General features: G+C 54.8%; 23 protein-coding genes. 10 read left to right on the plus strand and 13 right to left on the minus strand.

Annotated elements, in window-relative coordinates:
- Positions 1–77: 77 nt before the first annotated feature.
- The 3 genes from arcB (at position 78) to mtgA (ending at position 4,019) form a co-directional block, all read left to right on the plus strand.
- Positions 78–2,411, plus strand: coding sequence for an aerobic respiration two-component sensor histidine kinase ArcB (gene arcB, locus CKK19_RS12635; RefSeq protein ID WP_032626426.1), 2,334 nt, complete (start codon positions 78–80; stop codon positions 2,409–2,411).
- 232 nt (positions 2,412–2,643) lie between these two features.
- Positions 2,644–3,297 (plus strand): isoprenoid biosynthesis glyoxalase ElbB, encoded by a 654-nt coding sequence (gene elbB / locus CKK19_RS12640; protein ID WP_022649532.1) that lies wholly within the window; start codon positions 2,644–2,646, stop codon positions 3,295–3,297.
- On the plus strand, positions 3,294–4,019 hold the full coding sequence (gene mtgA, locus CKK19_RS12645; protein WP_063853594.1) for a monofunctional biosynthetic peptidoglycan transglycosylase: 726 nt from the start codon (positions 3,294–3,296) through the stop codon (positions 4,017–4,019). The genes elbB and mtgA overlap by 4 nt, the downstream gene beginning before the upstream one ends.
- Positions 4,020–4,058: 39 nt before the next feature.
- Here mtgA and npr read toward each other — a convergent pair whose 3' ends face one another.
- From npr to CKK19_RS12700, 11 genes are all read right to left on the minus strand, one after another.
- Entirely contained in the window at positions 4,059–4,331 is a 273-nt protein-coding gene (gene npr / locus CKK19_RS12650) for a PTS phosphocarrier protein NPr (RefSeq protein WP_003861872.1), read from the minus strand.
- On the minus strand, positions 4,328–5,182 hold the full coding sequence (gene rapZ, locus CKK19_RS12655) for an RNase adapter RapZ (RefSeq protein ID WP_003861870.1): 855 nt from the start codon (positions 5,180–5,182) through the stop codon (positions 4,328–4,330). The genes npr and rapZ overlap by 4 nt, the downstream gene beginning before the upstream one ends.
- Before the next feature lie 45 nt (positions 5,183–5,227).
- On the minus strand, positions 5,228–5,719 hold the full coding sequence (gene ptsN, locus CKK19_RS12660; RefSeq protein WP_003861869.1) for a PTS IIA-like nitrogen regulatory protein PtsN: 492 nt from the start codon (positions 5,717–5,719) through the stop codon (positions 5,228–5,230).
- Between the two features lie 82 nt (positions 5,720–5,801).
- The gene (gene hpf, locus CKK19_RS12665; protein WP_014171818.1) at positions 5,802–6,089 is read right to left on the minus strand and encodes a ribosome hibernation promoting factor; all 288 of its coding nucleotides are present in this window, start codon (positions 6,087–6,089) and stop codon (positions 5,802–5,804) included.
- A gap of 22 nt (positions 6,090–6,111) precedes the next feature.
- Positions 6,112–7,545 carry an RNA polymerase factor sigma-54 gene (rpoN, locus tag CKK19_RS12670; protein WP_022649530.1) on the minus strand — a complete coding sequence of 478 codons (1,434 nt, stop codon included), beginning with the start codon at positions 7,543–7,545 and terminating at the stop codon, positions 6,112–6,114.
- A gap of 47 nt (positions 7,546–7,592) precedes the next feature.
- On the minus strand, positions 7,593–8,318 hold the full coding sequence (gene lptB / locus CKK19_RS12675; protein WP_003861862.1) for an LPS export ABC transporter ATP-binding protein: 726 nt from the start codon (positions 8,316–8,318) through the stop codon (positions 7,593–7,595).
- A gap of 6 nt (positions 8,319–8,324) precedes the next feature.
- Positions 8,325–8,879, minus strand: a complete 555-nt coding sequence (gene lptA, locus CKK19_RS12680) for a lipopolysaccharide ABC transporter substrate-binding protein LptA (protein ID WP_006812136.1) — start codon at positions 8,877–8,879, stop codon at positions 8,325–8,327.
- On the minus strand, positions 8,848–9,423 hold the full coding sequence (gene lptC, locus CKK19_RS12685; RefSeq protein ID WP_022649529.1) for an LPS export ABC transporter periplasmic protein LptC: 576 nt from the start codon (positions 9,421–9,423) through the stop codon (positions 8,848–8,850). The genes lptA and lptC overlap by 32 nt, the downstream gene beginning before the upstream one ends.
- Positions 9,420–9,986 carry a 3-deoxy-manno-octulosonate-8-phosphatase KdsC gene (kdsC, locus tag CKK19_RS12690; protein WP_017382729.1) on the minus strand — a complete coding sequence of 189 codons (567 nt, stop codon included), beginning with the start codon at positions 9,984–9,986 and terminating at the stop codon, positions 9,420–9,422. The genes lptC and kdsC overlap by 4 nt, the downstream gene beginning before the upstream one ends.
- A gap of 14 nt (positions 9,987–10,000) precedes the next feature.
- The gene (kdsD, locus tag CKK19_RS12695; protein ID WP_003861853.1) at positions 10,001–10,987 is read right to left on the minus strand and encodes an arabinose-5-phosphate isomerase KdsD; all 987 of its coding nucleotides are present in this window, start codon (positions 10,985–10,987) and stop codon (positions 10,001–10,003) included.
- Between the two features lie 13 nt (positions 10,988–11,000).
- On the minus strand, positions 11,001–11,978 hold the full coding sequence (locus CKK19_RS12700) for a calcium/sodium antiporter (protein ID WP_003861852.1): 978 nt from the start codon (positions 11,976–11,978) through the stop codon (positions 11,001–11,003).
- 227 nt (positions 11,979–12,205) lie between these two features.
- On the opposite strand from CKK19_RS12700, the gene mlaF reads away from it, so the two are divergent.
- The 7 genes from mlaF (at position 12,206) to murA (ending at position 16,999) form a co-directional block, all read left to right on the plus strand.
- The gene (gene mlaF / locus CKK19_RS12705) at positions 12,206–13,018 is read left to right on the plus strand and encodes a phospholipid ABC transporter ATP-binding protein MlaF (RefSeq protein ID WP_022649527.1); all 813 of its coding nucleotides are present in this window, start codon (positions 12,206–12,208) and stop codon (positions 13,016–13,018) included.
- Between the two features lie 7 nt (positions 13,019–13,025).
- Complete coding sequence (gene mlaE, locus CKK19_RS12710; protein WP_003861848.1) at positions 13,026–13,808, plus strand: lipid asymmetry maintenance ABC transporter permease subunit MlaE; 783 nt, start codon at positions 13,026–13,028, stop codon at positions 13,806–13,808.
- Positions 13,809–13,812: 4 nt separating this feature from the next.
- Positions 13,813–14,361: an outer membrane lipid asymmetry maintenance protein MlaD gene (gene mlaD / locus CKK19_RS12715; RefSeq protein WP_022649526.1), complete on the plus strand. Its 549-nt coding sequence runs from the start codon at positions 13,813–13,815 to the stop codon at positions 14,359–14,361.
- Between the two features lie 18 nt (positions 14,362–14,379).
- Positions 14,380–15,015: a phospholipid-binding protein MlaC gene (mlaC, locus tag CKK19_RS12720; RefSeq protein ID WP_006812130.1), complete on the plus strand. Its 636-nt coding sequence runs from the start codon at positions 14,380–14,382 to the stop codon at positions 15,013–15,015.
- A complete protein-coding gene (mlaB, locus tag CKK19_RS12725; protein WP_022649525.1) occupies positions 15,015–15,308 on the plus strand; it encodes a lipid asymmetry maintenance protein MlaB in 294 nt (97 codons plus the stop codon). The genes mlaC and mlaB overlap by 1 nt, the downstream gene beginning before the upstream one ends.
- Before the next feature lie 126 nt (positions 15,309–15,434).
- Positions 15,435–15,689, plus strand: a complete 255-nt coding sequence (gene ibaG / locus CKK19_RS12730) for a BolA family iron metabolism protein IbaG (protein WP_003861840.1) — start codon at positions 15,435–15,437, stop codon at positions 15,687–15,689.
- A gap of 50 nt (positions 15,690–15,739) precedes the next feature.
- Positions 15,740–16,999, plus strand: a complete 1,260-nt coding sequence (murA, locus tag CKK19_RS12735) for a UDP-N-acetylglucosamine 1-carboxyvinyltransferase (protein WP_006812128.1) — start codon at positions 15,740–15,742, stop codon at positions 16,997–16,999.
- A gap of 63 nt (positions 17,000–17,062) precedes the next feature.
- On the opposite strand, the gene sfsB is transcribed toward murA, so the two are convergent.
- Together sfsB and ispB are read right to left on the minus strand one after the other, a co-directional pair.
- Positions 17,063–17,350, minus strand: a complete 288-nt coding sequence (gene sfsB / locus CKK19_RS12740; RefSeq protein WP_022649524.1) for a DNA-binding transcriptional regulator SfsB — start codon at positions 17,348–17,350, stop codon at positions 17,063–17,065.
- Between the two features lie 229 nt (positions 17,351–17,579).
- Complete coding sequence (gene ispB, locus CKK19_RS12745) at positions 17,580–18,551, minus strand: octaprenyl diphosphate synthase (protein WP_006812126.1); 972 nt, start codon at positions 18,549–18,551, stop codon at positions 17,580–17,582.
- Positions 18,552–18,564: the final 13 nt, after the last annotated feature.

Below are 18,564 nucleotides of genomic sequence, written 5' to 3' on the forward strand. Positions count from 1 at the left end.
CACTTTTTCTCACAACCTTCAACGCCTCGCCGTGAATTTGAGTATTATTGAGCGATAAAGTCGTGAAGGGATCCTCTATGAAGCAAATTCGAATGCTGGCCCAGTACTACGTCGACCTGATGATGAAGCTCGGGCTGGTGCGTTTTTCCATGCTGCTGGCGCTGGCGCTGGTCGTTCTGGCCATCGTCGTGCAAATGGCCGTGACCATGGTTCTGCATGGTCAGGTCGAGAGCATCGACGTGATCCGCTCTATTTTCTTTGGCCTGCTGATCACCCCATGGGCGGTCTATTTCCTCTCCGTGGTGGTTGAGCAGTTGGAAGAGTCCCGACAGCGTTTATCGAAACTGGTGGATAAGCTGGAAGAGATGCGCGAGCGCGATCTTAAACTCAACGTTCAGCTCAAGGACAACATTGCCCAGCTGAATCAGGAAATTTCAGACCGTGAGAAGGCGGAAGCCGAGCGTCAGACCACGCTGGAGCAGCTGAAAATTGAGATGAAAGAGCGTGAGGTCACGCAGATCCAGCTTGAACAGCAATCCTCTTTCCTGCGCTCGTTCCTCGATGCGTCGCCGGATCTGGTGTTCTACCGTAATGAAGATAAAGAGTTCTCCGGCTGTAACCGGGCCATGGAATTGTTGACCGGGAAAAGCGAAAAGCAGCTGATCCACCTGAAACCTCAGGATGTCTACTCCGAAGAGGCGGCGGCAAAAGTGATGGAGACGGATGAAAAGGTGTTCCGTCATAACGTCTCGTTGACCTATGAGCAGTGGCTGGATTATCCCGACGGGCGCAAGGCCTGCTTTGAGATCCGCAAAGTGCCTTATTACGATCGGGTGGGTAAACGTCATGGTCTGATGGGCTTTGGCCGTGATATCACCGAGCGTAAGCGATATCAGGATGCGCTGGAGCGCGCCAGTCGTGACAAGACCACCTTCATCTCCACCATCAGCCATGAGCTTCGTACGCCGCTAAACGGTATCGTGGGGCTGAGCCGTATTCTGCTGGATACCGACCTGACCAGCGAGCAGGAAAAATACCTCAAAACGATCCACGTTTCGGCGGTCACGCTGGGCAATATCTTCAATGATATTATCGACATGGATAAGATGGAGCGCCGTAAGGTTCAGCTCGACAACCAGCCGGTTGATTTTACCGGCTTCCTCGCAGACCTGGAGAACCTGTCAGGTTTGCAGGCCCAGCAGAAAGGGTTGAGCTTCGTGATGGAACCGACGCTGCCGCTGCCGCATAAAGTGGTGACGGACGGCACGCGTCTGCGTCAGATCCTGTGGAATCTCATCAGCAACGCCGTGAAGTTTACCCAGAAGGGACAGGTTGCGGTGCGCATTCGCTATGATGAGGGGGACATGCTGCACTTTGAAGTTGAGGACTCGGGTATCGGCATTCCTCAGGATGAGCAGGATAAGATCTTCGCCATGTATTATCAGGTTAAAGACAGCCACGGCGGTAAACCGGCGACCGGCACGGGCATTGGACTGGCGGTGTCGAAACGTCTGGCGAAAAGTATGGGTGGGGATATCACCGTTGCCAGCCAGCCGGGTAAAGGCTCCACCTTTACGCTTACCGTCCACGCCCCTGCTGTTGCTGAAGAAGTGGAAGATACGTTTGAGAACGATGATATGCCGCTTCCAGCCCTGCACGTCCTGCTGGTTGAAGATATTGAGCTGAACGTCATTGTCGCCCGGTCGGTACTGGAAAAACTCGGTAACAGCGTGGATGTCGCGATGACCGGCAAAGCCGCGCTGGAGATGTTCACGCCGGGCGAGTACGACCTGGTGCTGCTCGATATTCAGCTACCGGACATGACCGGGCTGGATATCTCCCGCGAGCTGACGCGCAAATATGCTCCTGACGAGCTGCCGCCGCTGGTTGCGTTGACCGCAAACGTGCTGAAAGATAAAAAAGAGTACCTCGAGGCCGGTATGGACGATGTGCTCAGCAAGCCGCTGGCAGTACCTGCCCTGACGGCGATGATCAAGAAGTTCTGGGATACCTGTGATGAAGAGGAGAGCACCATGACGTCTGTTGATAGCGCTAAAACCCAAACGATACTGGATACCGCCATGCTGGAGCAGTATATCGATCTGGTGGGACCCAAACTGATCACCGATGGCCTGGCCGTGTTCGAAAAAATGATGCCGGGCTATCTGAACGTGCTCGAATCCAACCTGACGGCGCGTGACCAGAAGGGCATCGTCGAAGAGGGACATAAAATCAAAGGCGCAGCTGGTTCAGTCGGGTTACGCCATCTCCAGCAATTGGGCCAACAGATTCAGTCGCCTGATTTACCTGCCTGGGAAGATAATGTAGGTGATTGGGTTGAAGAGATGAAACAAGAGTGGCAAAACGATGTGGCAGTGCTGAAAGCCTGGGTAGAATCCCGAAAAAAATGACCCCGGCTATACCGGGGTGCGCGAATACTGCGCCAACACCAGGGAAATCGTGGCTGCGCCTGATTTTTATGGGTTGTTTTCGCATGGACGCCGCCTGAAAATTAAGGCCGCACGCAGATAAGATAGCAAATCTTAAACAGTTTGTTACATGAATCAGTGAAATGTGTGAAGCATAGCGTTTTAATCAGAATTTTTAATGTGCTTCAGCGAGTTGCATAGAAGGATCGTCAGAATGAAGAAAGTGGGTGTCGTGCTGAGCGGATGTGGCGTTTACGATGGTTCAGAGATACATGAAACCGTATTAACGCTGCTGGCATTATCGCGCCAGGGGGCCGACGTTATCTGCTTCGCTCCGGATAAAACGCAGGCAGACGTGGTTAATCATCTTACCGGCGAGCCAATGGCGGAAAGCCGTAACGTGCTGATTGAAGCGGCGCGTATTGTGCGCGGGGATATTCATCCGCTGGTACAGGCCGATGCGGCTGAGCTAGATGCGCTCATCGTGCCGGGCGGCTTTGGCGCGGCGAAAAACCTGAGCACGTTTGCAACGCAAGGCGCGGCGTGCCATGTCGATCCCGATTTGAAAGCGCTATCGCTGGCGATGCATGCGGCAGGTAAGCCGCAGGGCTTTATCTGCATTGCGCCAGCCATGCTGCCGAAGATTTTTGATTTCCCGCTGCGGCTCACGATCGGAACCGACATTGATACTGCTGAAATTGTCGAAGATATGGGCGGCGAACACGTGCCATGTCCGGTAGACGACATTGTGGTGGATGAGGACAATAAAATCGTCACCACGCCGGCGTATATGCTGGCGCAGAACATTGCCGAGGCTGCTGCAGGCATTGAAAAGCTGGTGGACAGAGTGCTGGTTCTTACCGAATGAGTCGTAAATTATCCCCTGGCGGGTGGTTAAAACGGATCCTGCTGCGTATTGTGCTGGTCCTGGCCGTTTTTTGGGGCGGAGGCATTGCGCTGTTCAGCATCCTGCCCGTCCCGTTCTCGTCCGTGATGGCAGAGCGGCAGATTAGCGCCTGGCTCTCGGGTGATTTTGGCTATGTTGCCCACTCAGACTGGGTCGGCATGGATGAAATCTCCCCGTGGATGGGGCTGGCGGTCATTGCGGCAGAAGATCAGAAATTCCCGGAGCACTGGGGTTTTGACGTGGCGGCTATCGAGAAGGCGCTGGATCATAATGAACGTCATGAAAACCGCGTCCGCGGTGCGTCGACGCTTTCTCAGCAGACGGTAAAAAATCTGTTCTTATGGGACGGTCGCAGCTGGGTGAGAAAAGGGCTGGAGGCCGGGCTGACGCTGGGCGTCGAGACGGTGTGGAGCAAAAAACGCATTTTGACCGTCTACCTGAATATCGCGGAGTTTGGTGACGGCGTGTTTGGCGTCGAAGCGGCATCGCAGCGCTATTTTGGCAAGCCCGCCAGCAGGCTGACTATGTCCGAAGCGGCACTGCTTGCCGCCGTGCTGCCGAACCCGCTGCGTTTTAAGGCCAGCGCGCCGTCAGGCTACGTGCGAAGCCGCCAGGCGTGGGTTATGCGCCAGATGCGTCAGCTGGGTGGGGAAGGGTTTATGGAGCGAAATAATCTTATGTAAAGCGGGTAAGCGCAGCGCTACCCGCCGACGTGGCGAACGTTAATCTTCGTCAAACCCGGCGTTAAACAGGGCAATCACTGCCGCCAGCGCTTCTTCTTCCTGCGGGCCGGTGGCTTCAACTTCAATCTGGCGGCCTTTGGCAGAATCCAGCATCAGCAGCGCAATCACGCTGTTGGCTTCTGCCTCGGTTCCCTCATCGTTGCGCAGCAGCACCTCAGCATCAAAACCCTGCATCAGTTCAAACAGCTTCATCGCCGGGCGCGCATGCATGCCCAGCTTATTGGTGATTTCGACGGTCTGTTTTACGGTCATGTTTTGCGTTTTTCCAGCGTGCGATGACGGGACTGAACGTTCTTCCCGCGTGAGCGGAAGTAATCGGCCAGCTGTTCGGCAATGTAGACCGAACGATGTTTACCGCCGGTACAGCCAATCGCCACCGTCAGGTAGCTACGATTGTTTGTCTCCAGCATAGGTAACCATAGCTCAAGGTAGCTTCGCGTCTGGTAGATAAAATTGTGTACTTCTGTGTGTCGGTCGAGGAACGCCGCCACCGGCTTATCCAGACCGGTCATCGGACGCAGTTTCGGATCCCAGTGTGGGTTCGGCAGGAAACGCACATCAAAAACGTAATCCGCATCGATAGGGATACCGTGCTTAAAGCCGAAGGATTCAAACACCATCGTCAGTTCGCGCTCGCGCTTGCCGAGTAAGCGAGTACGCAGCATTTCCGCCAGCTCGTGGACGGACATTTCTGAGGTGTCGACAATCAGGTCGGCCCGGGAACGCAGCGGCTCAAGCAGATCGCTCTCTTTATCGATGGCGCTTTCCAGCGAAAGATTTTTACTCGAGAGCGGGTGCAAACGACGTGTATCGCTGTAACGGCGGATCAGCGTGTTGCGGTCAGCATCCAGGAACAAGAGCTGAGGCGAGAAGCATTCCGGCAGGCTGTTCATTGCCTGCTCGAAGATTTCCGGCGATTCCGGCATGTTACGCACGTCAATACTGACGGCGGCAGAGATTTGCCTGTCCGCCAGCGTCCGCGCCAGATCGGGTAACAGCACTACCGGCAGGTTATCTACGCAGTAAAATCCCATGTCTTCCAGCGCGCGCAGGGCCACGGACTTCCCGGACCCCGAACGACCGCTGACGATCATCAGCACCATGTTCCGTTTCTCCTCAGGGCAGCCGTTCTGAAGGCCCTTTCCCGATTATGCCTCATCCTGATTGCCTTCTGCTTCAGTGATAATTTGATAAAGCTCTTCATCACTTTGAGCTGAGCGCAGTCGACGACAAATGGTTTTATCCGCCAGACGTTTGGCAACCAGCGACAGCGTGTGCAGGTGGGTTTTGGTCTGATCGGCAGGAACCAGCAGCGCGAAGAGCAGATCCACAGGCTGGTTATCGATGGCGTCAAAAGCGATAGGCGTTTCCAGTTGCACAAACACCCCCACGGCACGCAGCGTATCTTCTTCCAGCTTGCCATGCGGGATCGCAATGCCATTGCCGATGCCGGTACTGCCCATTTTTTCACGGGTCAGAATGGCTTCAAACACGATCTGCGGCGGCAGACCCAGCTGTTTTGCGGCCAGCTCACTGATGATTTCCAGCGCACGTTTTTTGCTCTGGCAGTGAACGCCACTGCGGGTACAATCCTGGTTAAGGACATTGCTCAGTTGAAGAGCGGAATCGTTGTTTATCATAATTTCACCTAAGCGCTAACTGTACAAATGGCCTGTTGTGTTTCACAACAGGCCGTCCTGCACCCGTTAACTGCCCGGACAATTAGTGTTGTTTCAGTTTATCTTTATGTTTATTGAGCTGTCTCGCAAGCTTATCAATCAAGCCGTCGATAGCCGCGTACATGTCTTGCCCTTCCGCACTGGCATGAAGTTCCCCTCCGTTGACGTGCAGGGTCGCATCCGAGATATGCGTCACTTTCTCCACTTTCAACACAACATAGACCTGGTTGATCCTCTCGAAATACTGCTCGAGTTTCGCGAACTTAGCGTTTACAAAATCGCGTAAAGCCTCAGTAATTTCGACGTTATGTCCGGTGATATTGAGCTGCATAGTGTCTTCCTTATCGGTTGTGTCAAACCAGTTGTTTACGCTGGTTAGACGGCGGAATGGATAAAGACTCTCGATACTTCGCGACAGTACGGCGTGCCACCATAATACCCTGATCGGACAGCATGGTGGTTAACTTACTGTCACTGAGTGGCTTCGCGGGGTTCTCCGCGGCGATCAACTTCTTCACCAGTGCGCGAATAGCCGTTGACGAGGCTTCGCCGCCGCCTTCGGTGTTCACGTGGCTGGAGAAGAAATACTTAAGCTCAAAAATACCGCGTGGGCTGTGCAGATACTTCTGCGTGGTCACGCGGGAAATGGTTGATTCATGCATCTCGACGGCCTGGGCGATGTCCGCCAGCACCATCGGTTTCATAAACTCTTCGCCCTGCTCAAAGAATGCCTGCTGCTGTTCGACAATACAGCGGCTGACGCGCAGCAGCGTGTCATTACGGCTTTCCAGACTCTTAATCAACCAGCGTGCTTCCTGAAGGTTGCTGCGAATGTATTGATTATCAGCGTCGTTACGGGCGCTGGTGCACATGGAGGCGTATTGCTGGTTGATTTGCAGGCGAGGAATGCTGTCGGCGTTCAGTTCAACGACCCAGCGGCCATTGTGTTTTCTCACCAGCACATCAGGAATAACGTATTCCGGTTCGCTGGTCTGGATCGATTGCCCCGGACGCGGATCGAGTGACTGGATCAGATTCACCGCTTCCTTCAGCACCTCTTCTTTGAGGCGCGTGACGCGCATCAGGGTGCGGAAGTCGTGATTTGCCAGCAAATCCAGATGCTCGCTGATGATGAGCCGGGCTTCGTCAATCCACGGTGTCTCTTTGGCAAACTGCGAAAGCTGGATCAGAAGGCAGTCGCGCAGATCTTTCGCAGCAACGCCAATCGGGTCGAAACGCTGAACGCGTTTCAGGACGGCTTCGATCTCTTCCAGTTCAATCTCGTCATCGCCGATGCTTTCCAGAATCTCGTCCAGCGTCACGGTCAAATAGCCCGTGTCGTCAACGGCATCGACAATCGAGGTGGCAATGGCGCGATCGGTATCGGAGAAAGGCGTCAGCTCCACCTGCCACATCAGGTAGTCCTGAAGCGACTGGGTAGTTTCGCCCTGGTAGACCGGGAGTTCATCGTCCTGGTAATCTGCACGCGTCCCGGAAGGGGTACCCGCGGTGTAGATTTCATCCCAGCTGGCATCCAGCGGCAGTTCCTCCGGCATCTCTTTCTGTTCGAGCGCATCTACGGAGTCGAGCGTTTCTGTGTCCTGCGTCTGCTGAGCGTCTACCTCGTCATGAAGATCGGTTTGCTCCAGCAGCGGATTGCTGTCCAGCGCCTGCTGGAGCTCCTGCTGGAGTTCTAACGTGGACAGCTGCAACAGACGGATTGCCTGCTGGAGCTGCGGCGTCATGGCCAGTTGCTGGCTGAGCCGTAATTGCAAACCTTGCTTCATGTTCAGAGCGTTTTTCTCCGGTTCGGCGTGACTTAACCTCTACCCTATCAGAGTCTGAAGTCTTCCCCAAGGTACACGCGCTTAACATGCTCATCTTCGAGGATTTGCTGCGGCGTACCGTGGGCAATCAGATGGCCCTGGCTCACTATGTAGGCGCGCTCACACACGGCCAGCGTTTCACGAACGTTGTGGTCCGTGATCAGCACGCCAAGCCCGCTGTCGCGCAGGTGCTCAATAATACGTTTGATATCGATAACGGAGATGGGGTCAACGCCCGCAAACGGTTCATCCAGGAGGATAAATTTCGGGTTTGCTGCCAGCGCGCGCGCAATCTCAACGCGGCGGCGTTCACCACCGGACAGCGCCTGACCGAGGCTGTCACGCAGATGTTCGATATGAAACTCTTCCATCAGCTCGTTCGCACGGTCAGTGCGCTGCTCGCTGGTCAGATCGTCACGGATCTGGAGCACGGCCATCAGGTTGTCGAACACGCTTAAGCGGCGGAAGATGGAGGCTTCCTGCGGCAGATAGCCGATGCCACGACGCGCGCGGGCATGCAGTGGCAGCAGACTGATATCTTCATCATCGATGATGATGTTGCCGGCGTCACGCGGGACGATGCCCACCACCATGTAGAAGGTCGTGGTTTTACCCGCCCCGTTAGGGCCAAGCAAACCCACGATTTCGCCGGAGTTGACGGTCAGACTGACATCTTCGACGACGCGGCGGCCCTTATACGCTTTCGCGAGGTTTTTTGCAGTTAAAGTTGCCATAACGAATTAGTTACTCTTTTTCTGTGCCGGAGCCTGGCCGTTGTTCTTGTCCTGCAATTGCGAAGGCACAAGAACGGTCGTGACGCGTTTGCCTTTTTCACTGGAGGCCTGCATTTTCTGCTCTTTCACCAGATAAGTGATCTTGTCGCCTTTGATATTGCTGTCCAGCTGTTCCAGGTAAGCATTACCGGTCAGGATGACCAGATCCTTCGCCAGTTCATAGTGCATATGCGAGGCATGGCCTTTCACCGGCTTGCCGTTGTCCTGCATCTGGTAGAAGGTGGCCGGGTTGCCATAACCATCGATAATCTCTTTGCCCTGCTCGCCGCCCGGTCGGGTAACGACCACTTTGTCGGCGTTGATTTTGATGGTGCCCTGGGTCATGACCACGTTGCCGGTAAAGGTGACGACGTTACCCTGCATATCCAGAGACTGGGTATCGGATTCAATATGAATCGGCTGTTCGGTGTCGCCAGTCACAGCAAGCGCGGGAAGACTGGCCGCCAGCAGCGCGCTGGCGATAACAACTTTAAGGCTGAGTTTGTTTGTTTTGAATTTCATAGGAGGTTCTAACCTTTTCAATCAGCTCGGCGTTTTTGCTGCGTAAGTTCCCGCGCATTCTTAAACCGCTGGAATTAAATGTTGTGCCATACAGGGTGACTAAATCCTGCGACGTGACATCCTGGGTGACCAGGTTGATCTGGGCGTTATCCGTCGTAATTTTTCGCAGTTGCGCGTCAGCAGTCAGGGCGTTGACTTCAACGTGACCATACAGGTAAAGCATACGGTCATTTGTCAGTTTTGCCCGGTCAGACTTGATAGACCACGTCGGCACTTTGTCCGTATCAAAGGTGGTCATGACCGGTTGGGTAAACCACGAAGTACCGTCATCTGAAAAATATTCTACATGCTGAGCAACGAGGCGATAGTTCAGCGCGCCTTCCGGGCTATAGACCACGGTGTCGCTGTGATCGCTTTTATAGGTCGGGTCGCTCGTGTTAACCACTTCCGCTTGCGTATCTTCGCGGTCGGCGAGGTTTACGCCAATCAGTACCAGGGCGACAAGCGCAAGCAGAATGATAACCCAACGTCTGGTTTTACTCATATCGATTGCCCTTTCGCCTCATCAAGCTTGCCCTGCGCCAGCAGAAGCAGATCGCAGACTTCGCGGACGGCGCCGCGGCCACCGTGAATATGGGTAACATAATCAGCACGCGGGATCAGCAGCGGGTGCGCGTCAGCCACGGCGATGCTCAGACCCACCTCCGCCATGACTGGCCAGTCGATCAAATCATCCCCGACGTATGCCACATTCTCTGGTGCAATGGCCAGTTTTCCCAACAGATCCCGGAAGGCTACCATCTTATCAGACTGCCCCTGATAGAGATGGGTAATGCCCAGCGTTTCACACCGATCTTCTACCAGTTTAGCTTTCCGCCCGGTGATGATTGCAACTTCAATACCGGACGTGAGCGCACAGCGGATACCGTAACCGTCGCGAACGTTAAAGGCTTTCAGCTCTTCGCCGTTATTGCCCATATAAATCAGACCGTCGGAGAGCACACCATCCACATCGAGGATCAGCAGGCGGATATTTTCCGCCTTTGCCATCATGTGGGCGCTCACCGGGCCATAACAGGTTGCAAGGGATGCACCCGCATTACTCATTGTCTTATCCTTCATTACACTACGCCAGCGCGCAGCAGATCATGCATATGTACCACACCCAGCAGTTGGTCGCCATCGGCAACCATCACTGAGGTAATATGACGGGACTGCATCAGGTTCAGTACATCTACCGCCAGCGTGCCCGGACGGACGCGGATCCCGCCTGGTGTCATTACATCAGCGATGCCCAGCGTTCGGACATCCACACCCATATCGAATACCCGGCGCAGGTCGCCGTCGGTGAAAATGCCCTGAATCTTCATCAGATCGTCGCAGATAACCGTCATGCCCAGGTTTTTACGGGTGATCTCCAGTAACGCGTCGCGCAAAGAGGCCTCTTTGCTGACGTGCGGGATCTCATCCCCGGTGTGCATAATATCGTTGACCCGCAGCAGCAGTTTGCGCCCGAGCGCGCCGCCGGGGTGAGACAGGGCGAAATCTTCTGGCGTAAAACCGCGGGCTTCCAGCAGCGCAACGGCAAGGGCATCGCCCATCACCAGCGCGGCGGTTGTGCTGGAGGTCGGCGCCAGCCCCAGCGGACAGGCTTCTTTCGGCACCTTCACGCACAGGTGAATATCTGCCGCACGCGCCATGCTGCTTTCCGGGCGGCTGGTCATGCAAATCAGCGGTACGTGCAGACGCTTCAGCACCGGGATCAACGCCAGGATTTCATTCGATTCCCCGGAGTTGGACAGCGCAATAACCACGTCCTGCGGCGTAACCATGCCGAGGTCACCGTGCGCGGCTTCACCGGGATGAACGAAGAATGACGACGTGCCGGTACTGGCAAAGGTCGCCGCCATTTTGCGCCCGATATGGCCGGATTTGCCCATCCCCATCACCACGACTTTACCGGCGCAGTAGAACATCTTCTCACAGGCCAGACTAAAATCCTGATTAATGTACTGATCTAACTGCGCCAGACCTTCACGTTCAATCTCCAGAACGTCTTTGCCTGCTTTCTGAAAGTCAAAACCCGGCTGCAATTCTATTTGCGACATAATGCGTTTCCGTTTACCCAGAGAGAAGTGGCGAGAGCCAGTACAGCATCGCCAGCCATACGATAAATCCACCCGTCAGCAGCGCGCCCGCGCCTTTGCCGATCTGCTCTTTTCGCCGCCAGCAGAGCAGGGCGAAAATTACGCTGACCAGTAGCATCACACCGTAATCGCGCGTGAAGACCATAGGGTTAAACGGCCCCGGTGAGATTAATGCCGGCAGCCCCGTCACGATCGCGATATTGAAAATATTCGAGCCAATGATATTGCCGATGGCGATATCATCTTCCCCTTTACGTGCCCCGGCGATAGCGGTAGCCAGCTCTGGCAGGCTGGTGCCGATGGCGATGACCGTCAGACCGATTGTCAGTTCGCTCATCGCAAACGCGTTCGCCAGCACCGTCGCGTTATCGACCACCATCCGCGTGGCCATTGGCATTATGATCAGCGCGACGCCCAGCCACAGCAGGGCGACGGGTAAGGTCCCTTCCCGTGGCAGTTCGGCGAGATGCTCACGCGTGAGGCTATCATTACCCTGTTTTTCCGCCAGACGTGCGATCTTCACGCTGTAAAGCAACCAGATCACGGCCAGGGCGAGCAGGAATATACCGTCACCGACGCTCAGCACCCCGTCATAAAGCACATAGCCTGCCAGCAGACTGACGACTAACATTAGCGGCAATTCACGACGCAAAACATCGGAATGTACGCGAAATGGATGCAGTAATGCGGCTAAGCCTAAAATCAGCAAGATATTGACGATGTTAGAGCCAATCGCAGTGCCAATAGCGAGGTCGACCTGGCCATGTAACGAGGCTGAAACAGAAACGATGATTTCAGGAAGCGATGTGCCTACACTGACCACCGTCATCCCAATAATGATGGGCGGCATGCCAATGAGTCGACAGAGAATGGATGCGGCAAAGACCAAACGGTCAGCACTGTAGACCACCAACAGTAAACCAATTATTAACAGTGCTGTTGCTAAAAGCATCAAAAGTCCTTTCTTCAGGTATACTCGCTGGTCCACTGCGCACGAATTTTAGCGCCAGATGAAGTCTGAGACGTGACGAATTCCTAATTTTGACTTTATGCGCCGGAAAAGTAAAACAAATGCCAGCTTTCGCTAACCCCAATAGTGAATATTCTGTAAAAATGCGGGGTTTAGGGCTGATTTACGCTTCATGCCAGCAGTGAAGCAAGGTAAGTAAGGAACCATAAATGAGCCAAACGATGGCGAATATAGTCGATGTCCGGGGCGTCAGTTTTTCTCGCGGCAACCGGGTGATATTTGATGATATTTCGCTGACCGTGCCGCGCGGTAAAATCACCGCCATCATGGGGCCGTCAGGGATCGGTAAAACGACGTTGCTGCGTCTTATCGGCGGGCAAATCCCCCCTGATAGCGGCGAAATTCTCTTCGACGGTGAAAACGTCCCGGAGATGTCTCGCTCGCGCCTCTACACGGTTCGCAAACGGATGAGCATGCTCTTTCAGTCGGGTGCGCTGTTCACCGATATGAACGTATTTGACAACGTGGCCTATCCGCTGCGTGAGCATACCCATCTTCCTCCTGCGCTGTTGCACAGCACGGTGATGATGAAGCTCGAAGCCGTGGGGTTGCGGGGGGCTGCGAAACTTATGCCGTCCGAACTCTCGGGTGGGATGGCGCGCCGCGCCGCGCTGGCGCGTGCTATTGCCCTGGAACCCGATTTAATCATGTTCGATGAACCGTTCGTTGGGCAGGACCCTATCACCATGGGCGTGCTGGTGAAGTTAATCTCGGAGCTGAACAGCGCCCTTGGCGTCACCTGCGTGGTGGTTTCCCACGACGTGCCGGAAGTGCTGAGCATTGCTGATTACGCCTATATTGTGGCTGACAAAAAGATCGTCGCCCACGGCAGCGCTCAGGCGTTGCAGGAGAATGGCGATCCGCGCGTGCGGCAGTTCCTGGACGGTATCGCAGATGGGCCGGTGCCTTTCCGCTATCCGGCGGGCGACTATCATGACGATTTACTGGGAATAGGGAGTTAATCCACTCATGCTGTTAAATGCGTTGGCGGGTCTTGGACACCGTGGCCTAAAAACCATCAGTACGTTCGGGCGTGCCGGATTAATGTTGTTCAACGCGCTGGTTGGCAAACCGGAGTTCCGCAAGCATGCGCCGTTACTGGTGCGGCAGCTTTATAACGTCGGCGTGCTGTCGATGCTTATCATCATCGTGTCGGGTCTGTTTATTGGCATGGTGCTGGGGTTGCAGGGGTATCTGGTGCTGACAACCTACAGCGCGGAAACCAGCCTTGGCATGCTGGTGGCGCTCTCGCTGCTGCGTGAACTCGGGCCGGTTGTAGCAGCGCTGCTGTTCGCCGGGCGTGCCGGATCAGCGCTGACGGCTGAAATTGGCCTGATGCGCGCCACAGAGCAGCTCTCCAGTATGGAGATGATGGCGGTCGATCCGCTGCGCCGGGTGATCTCGCCGCGCTTCTGGGCCGGGGTTATCTCCTTGCCGTTACTGACTATCCTCTTTGTGGCGGTAGGTATCTGGGGAGGCGCGCTGGTTGGCGTCAACTGGAAAGGCATTGATGCCGGGTTCTTCTGGTCTGCCATGCAGGACGCCATCGATCTGCGGATGGATCTGGTGAACTGTCTGATCAAGAGCGTGGTTTTCGCTGTGACGGTTACCTGGATTGCGTTGTTTAATGGTTACGATGCCATTCCGACGTCGGCGGGCATTAGCCGTGCAACGACGCGTACTGTCGTACATTCGTCGCTGGCCGTTTTAGGTCTGGATTTTGTGCTCACCGCACTGATGTTTGGGAATTGAGTTCATGCAAACGAGAAAAAATGAAATTTGGGTTGGCGTGTTTTTGCTTCTGGCGCTGCTGGCCGCGCTGTTTATCTGCCTGCGCGCGGCGGACATCACCTCTGTTCGCACCGAGCCGACGTATCGCGTCTACGCGACTTTCGATAATATCGGCGGCCTGAAGGCGCGCTCACCGGTCCGTATTGGTGGCGTCGTTATTGGACGTGTCGCTGACATTACGCTTGATGAGAAAACCTATCTGCCGCGCGTCGCAATGGATATCGAAGAACGCTATAACCACATTCCGGACACCAGCTCGCTCTCTATCCGCACCTCTGGCCTGCTGGGGGAGCAATATCTGGCCCTTAACGTTGGTTTTGAAGATCCTGAGCTGGGAACGTCTATCCTTAAAGACGGTAGCGTAATCCAGGATACCAAGTCAGCGATGGTGCTGGAAGATATGATTGGTCAGTTCCTTTACAACAGTAAAGGGGATGATAAAAAGTCTGACGATGCCCCTGCGCAGAGTGAAGACCACACCAACGTCGAACCGACGCCAGGCGCGACGAATTAATTTCAGGAGAAGTCATTCATGTTTAAACGACTGTTAATGGTTGCCATGCTGGTCATTGCCCCTCTAACCGCGGCGCACGCTGCGGATCAGAGTAACCCGTACAAACTGATGGATGAGGCCGCGAAGAAAACCTTCGACCGTCTTAAAAACGAACAGCCCAAAATCCGTTCTAACCCTGATTATCTGCGTGATGTGGTGGATCAGGAGCTGCTGCCGTATGTGCAGATCAAGTACGCGGGCGCACTGGTGCTGGGCCGTTACTACAAAGACGCGACCCCGGCGCAGCGCGAGGCTTACTTTGCGGCGTTCCGTGAATACCTGAAACAGGCTTACGGCCAGGCGCTGGCGATGTACCACGGGCAGACCTATCAGATTGCCCCTGAACAGCCGCTGGGCGATGCCACCATCATTCCTATCCGCGTGACGATTATCGATCCAAACGGTCGTCCACCGGTACGCCTGGACTTCCAGTGGCGTAAAAACAGCCAGACCGGAAACTGGCAGGCGTACGACATGATCGCTGAAGGCGTCAGCATGATCACCACTAAACAGAACGAGTGGAGCGATCTGCTGCGCACCAAAGGCATCGATGGCCTGACGGCTCAGCTTCAGTCCATCTCTCGTCAGAAAATTACCCTGGACGAGAAGAAGTAATGTCACAGCAGCTTAGCTGGGCGCGTGACGGCGAGACGTTGACGCTGACGGGAGAGCTGGATCAGGATCTGCTTAACCCGCTGTGGGACGCTCGCCATAACGCGATGCAGGGCGTGACGTTGATTGATCTCCATGGCGTCACGCGGGTAGATACCGCCGGTATCGCCCTACTGGCGCACCTGGTGGCCACGGGCAAAAAGCAGGGGAGTAGCGTCACCCTGACGGGGGTAAGCGATAATGTCGTAACCCTTGCACAGCTTTACAATTTGCCTGAAGACGTATTACCTCGCTAATTTTTTCAGTACGTTACTTCCGAAAGCCCCGACAGTTTACGCGTCGGGGCTTTTTGCTTGTTTAAGACCGCGCCACTTTGCTCTAAGATGTTGAGCTTGTTTTCACTATCAGATGATGTAGACCCCATGGAAAATAATGAAATCCAGACAGTGCTGATGAATGCACTCTCCCTTCAGGAAGCCCACGTCTCTGGCGATGGCAGTCACTTCCAGGTTATTGCTGTGGGTGAGATGTTCGACGGAATGAGTCGCGTGAAGAAACAGCAGGCTGTGTACGCGCCGCTGATGGAATACATTGCGGATAACCGCATCCACGCCCTGTCGATTAAAGCGTTCACCCCACAGGAGTGGGCACGCGATCGCAAACTAAACGGTTTTTGAGCTGAGGGCGAAGCGCCCGCAGCACGGTTGAATTTATAAGAGAGCAAACGATGGATAAATTTCGTGTACAGGGACCCACGCGTCTCCAGGGCGAAGTCACAATTTCTGGCGCTAAAAACGCCGCGCTGCCCATTCTTTTCGCTGCGCTGCTCGCAGAAGAGCCGGTAGAGATCCAGAACGTACCGAAGCTGAAAGATATCGACACGACCATGAAGTTGCTCGGCCAGTTGGGCACTAAAGTGGAGCGTAACGGTTCCGTCTGGATCGATGCCAGCAACGTGAACAACTTCTCAGCGCCGTATGAGCTGGTGAAAACCATGCGTGCTTCCATCTGGGCGCTTGGCCCGCTGGTTGCGCGTTTCGGTCAGGGACAGGTTTCACTGCCGGGCGGATGCGCTATCGGCGCCCGTCCAGTCGACCTGCATATCTTCGGTCTGGAAAAGCTGGGCGCGGAGATCAAGCTGGAAGAGGGGTACGTTAAAGCGTCCGTCAATGGTCGCCTGAAAGGCGCGCACATTGTCATGGACAAAGTGAGCGTGGGCGCAACGGTAACCATCATGTCGGCTGCTACGCTGGCAGAAGGCACTACCATCATCGAAAACGCCGCCCGAGAGCCGGAAATCGTGGATACCGCGAACTTCCTGGTCGCGCTGGGGGCGAAGATCAGCGGGCAGGGCACAGACCGTATCACCATCGAAGGCGTTGAACGTCTGGGTGGTGGTGTGTACCGCGTACTGCCAGACCGTATCGAAACCGGTACTTTCCTGGTAGCGGCTGCCATTTCTGGCGGTAAGATTGTTTGTCGTAACGCACAACCGGATACCCTGGATGCGGTGCTGGCGAAACTGCGCGATGCGGGTGCGGACATTGAAATTGGTGAAGACTGGATCAGCCTCGATATGCACGGGCAGCGTCCTAAAGCCGTTAACGTGCGCACTGCGCCACATCCGGCATTCCCGACGGATATGCAGGCACAGTTCACCCTGTTGAACCTGGTGGCCGAAGGCACAGGCTTCATCACGGAAACTATCTTCGAAAACCGTTTCATGCACGTACCGGAACTGATCCGTATGGGTGCGCATGCTGAGATTGAAAGCAACACGGTCATTTGCCACGGCGTTGAAAAACTGTCCGGTGCGCAGGTGATGGCGACCGATCTGCGCGCGTCTGCGAGCCTCGTACTGGCAGGTTGTATTGCAGAAGGGACTACCGTTGTCGATCGTATCTACCACATCGATCGTGGTTACGAGCGTATTGAAGACAAACTGCGCGCGCTGGGTGCGAATATCGAGCGTGTGAAGGGCGAGTAATCGTTCCGGCACCCCCCTGCCAGAACAGGCCGGGGGATTGCTGTTCCTGTAAATCCGGGTGCATCAGTCCTGATGTGCTTTCTTCGCTTTGCTCTGGCGCATCATGCGCGTTCTGTCGATAAATTCATGAGTAATGGGATCGTGATAGCGTGACGGCCATATCACCCACGGATGCGTATCCAGCGCCGTCGCAATAATCAGTTCCCCCTTCGGCCATGGGCGGGTCAGGGCGTTTGCCAGCGTCGACGAGCTCAGCCCATGACGACGTGATTCGGCAGCCAGCGATGTCCCTTTTTTACGCAGTGCCGCAATAATGTCAGCAGAATGCCAGTCGATGAATTTTGTATCCATAATGCTGTCCTTGTGTTCGTTATCGTCCACGTCGTTTCGTGTGAAAAGACAGCATTACTATACTCACTTCGAACATCTGTTCTAAAAAGTTCATGTTACGAGAAGCAATATTCAGAATAAGGCACGGCTTTATACATACGGCCTGTAACCTGATGAGCTTACGCGTAAATGTAATTTATTGGTGCGTACTGGAACCTCCCTACGAGATCGCAGGGAGATGAGGAGGGGATTAACGGTCGCGCTGGACGGCGATGTGCGCGAGGCCGATTAGCGCATCACGCCATGGGCTGTCGGGAATGACCTGAATTGCGGCGATGGCTTTGTCTGCTTCTTCTTCAGCACGCTGACGCGTCCATTCAAGGGAACCACAGATGGCCATTGTTTCCAGTACCGGTTCCAGAAGATGGCGACCATTTCCCTGCTCGATAGCCTCCCGGATCATTTTCGCCTGCTCTGGTGTGCCATTGCGCATCGCGTGGAGCAGCGGCAGCGTTGGCTTGCCTTCGTTCAGGTCATCGCCAACGTTTTTACCGAGCGTTTCGCCATCCGCGCTGTAGTCCAGCAAATCATCAATCAGCTGGAACGCGGTGCCGAGGTAACGGCCATAGTCCTGAAGCCCTTTTTCCTGAGCTTCGCTACAGCCTGCCAGAATGCCGGAGCACTGCGCGGCGGCTTCAAACAGACGTGCGGTCTTGCTGTAAATCACCCGCATATAGTTTTCTTCGGTGATATCCGGGTCGTTGACGTTCATCAACTGTAGGACTTCGCCTTCAGCGATAACGTTTACGGCTTCTGACATCACTTCCAGCACCTTCAGCGAGCCAAGGCTGGTCATCATCTGGAAGGCTCGGGTATAGATAAAATCCCCTACCAGAACGCTTGCCGCATTACCAAACGCGGCATTGGCGGTGGCTTTGCCACGACGCATGTCTGATTCATCCACAACATCGTCATGAAGCAGGGTGGCGGTGTGGATAAATTCGATCAGCGCCGCGATCGTGACGTGGGCATTTCCCTGATAGCCAACCGCGCGTGCGGCCAGAATGGCAATCATCGGACGAATACGTTTACCGCCGCCGCTGACGATGTAATAGCCCAACTGATTGATCAGCTGAACGTCAGAGTTGAGTTGCTCCAGGATTGCTGCATTCACACCCGCCATATCTTGCGCGGTTAACTCATTGATTTTTTCTAAATTCATCGCAAAAGCCGGG

It is taken from the genome of Enterobacter sp. CCUG 70166 (assembly GCF_020224095.1).
Classification (GTDB): Bacteria; Pseudomonadota; Gammaproteobacteria; order Enterobacterales; family Enterobacteriaceae; genus Enterobacter; species Enterobacter intestinihominis.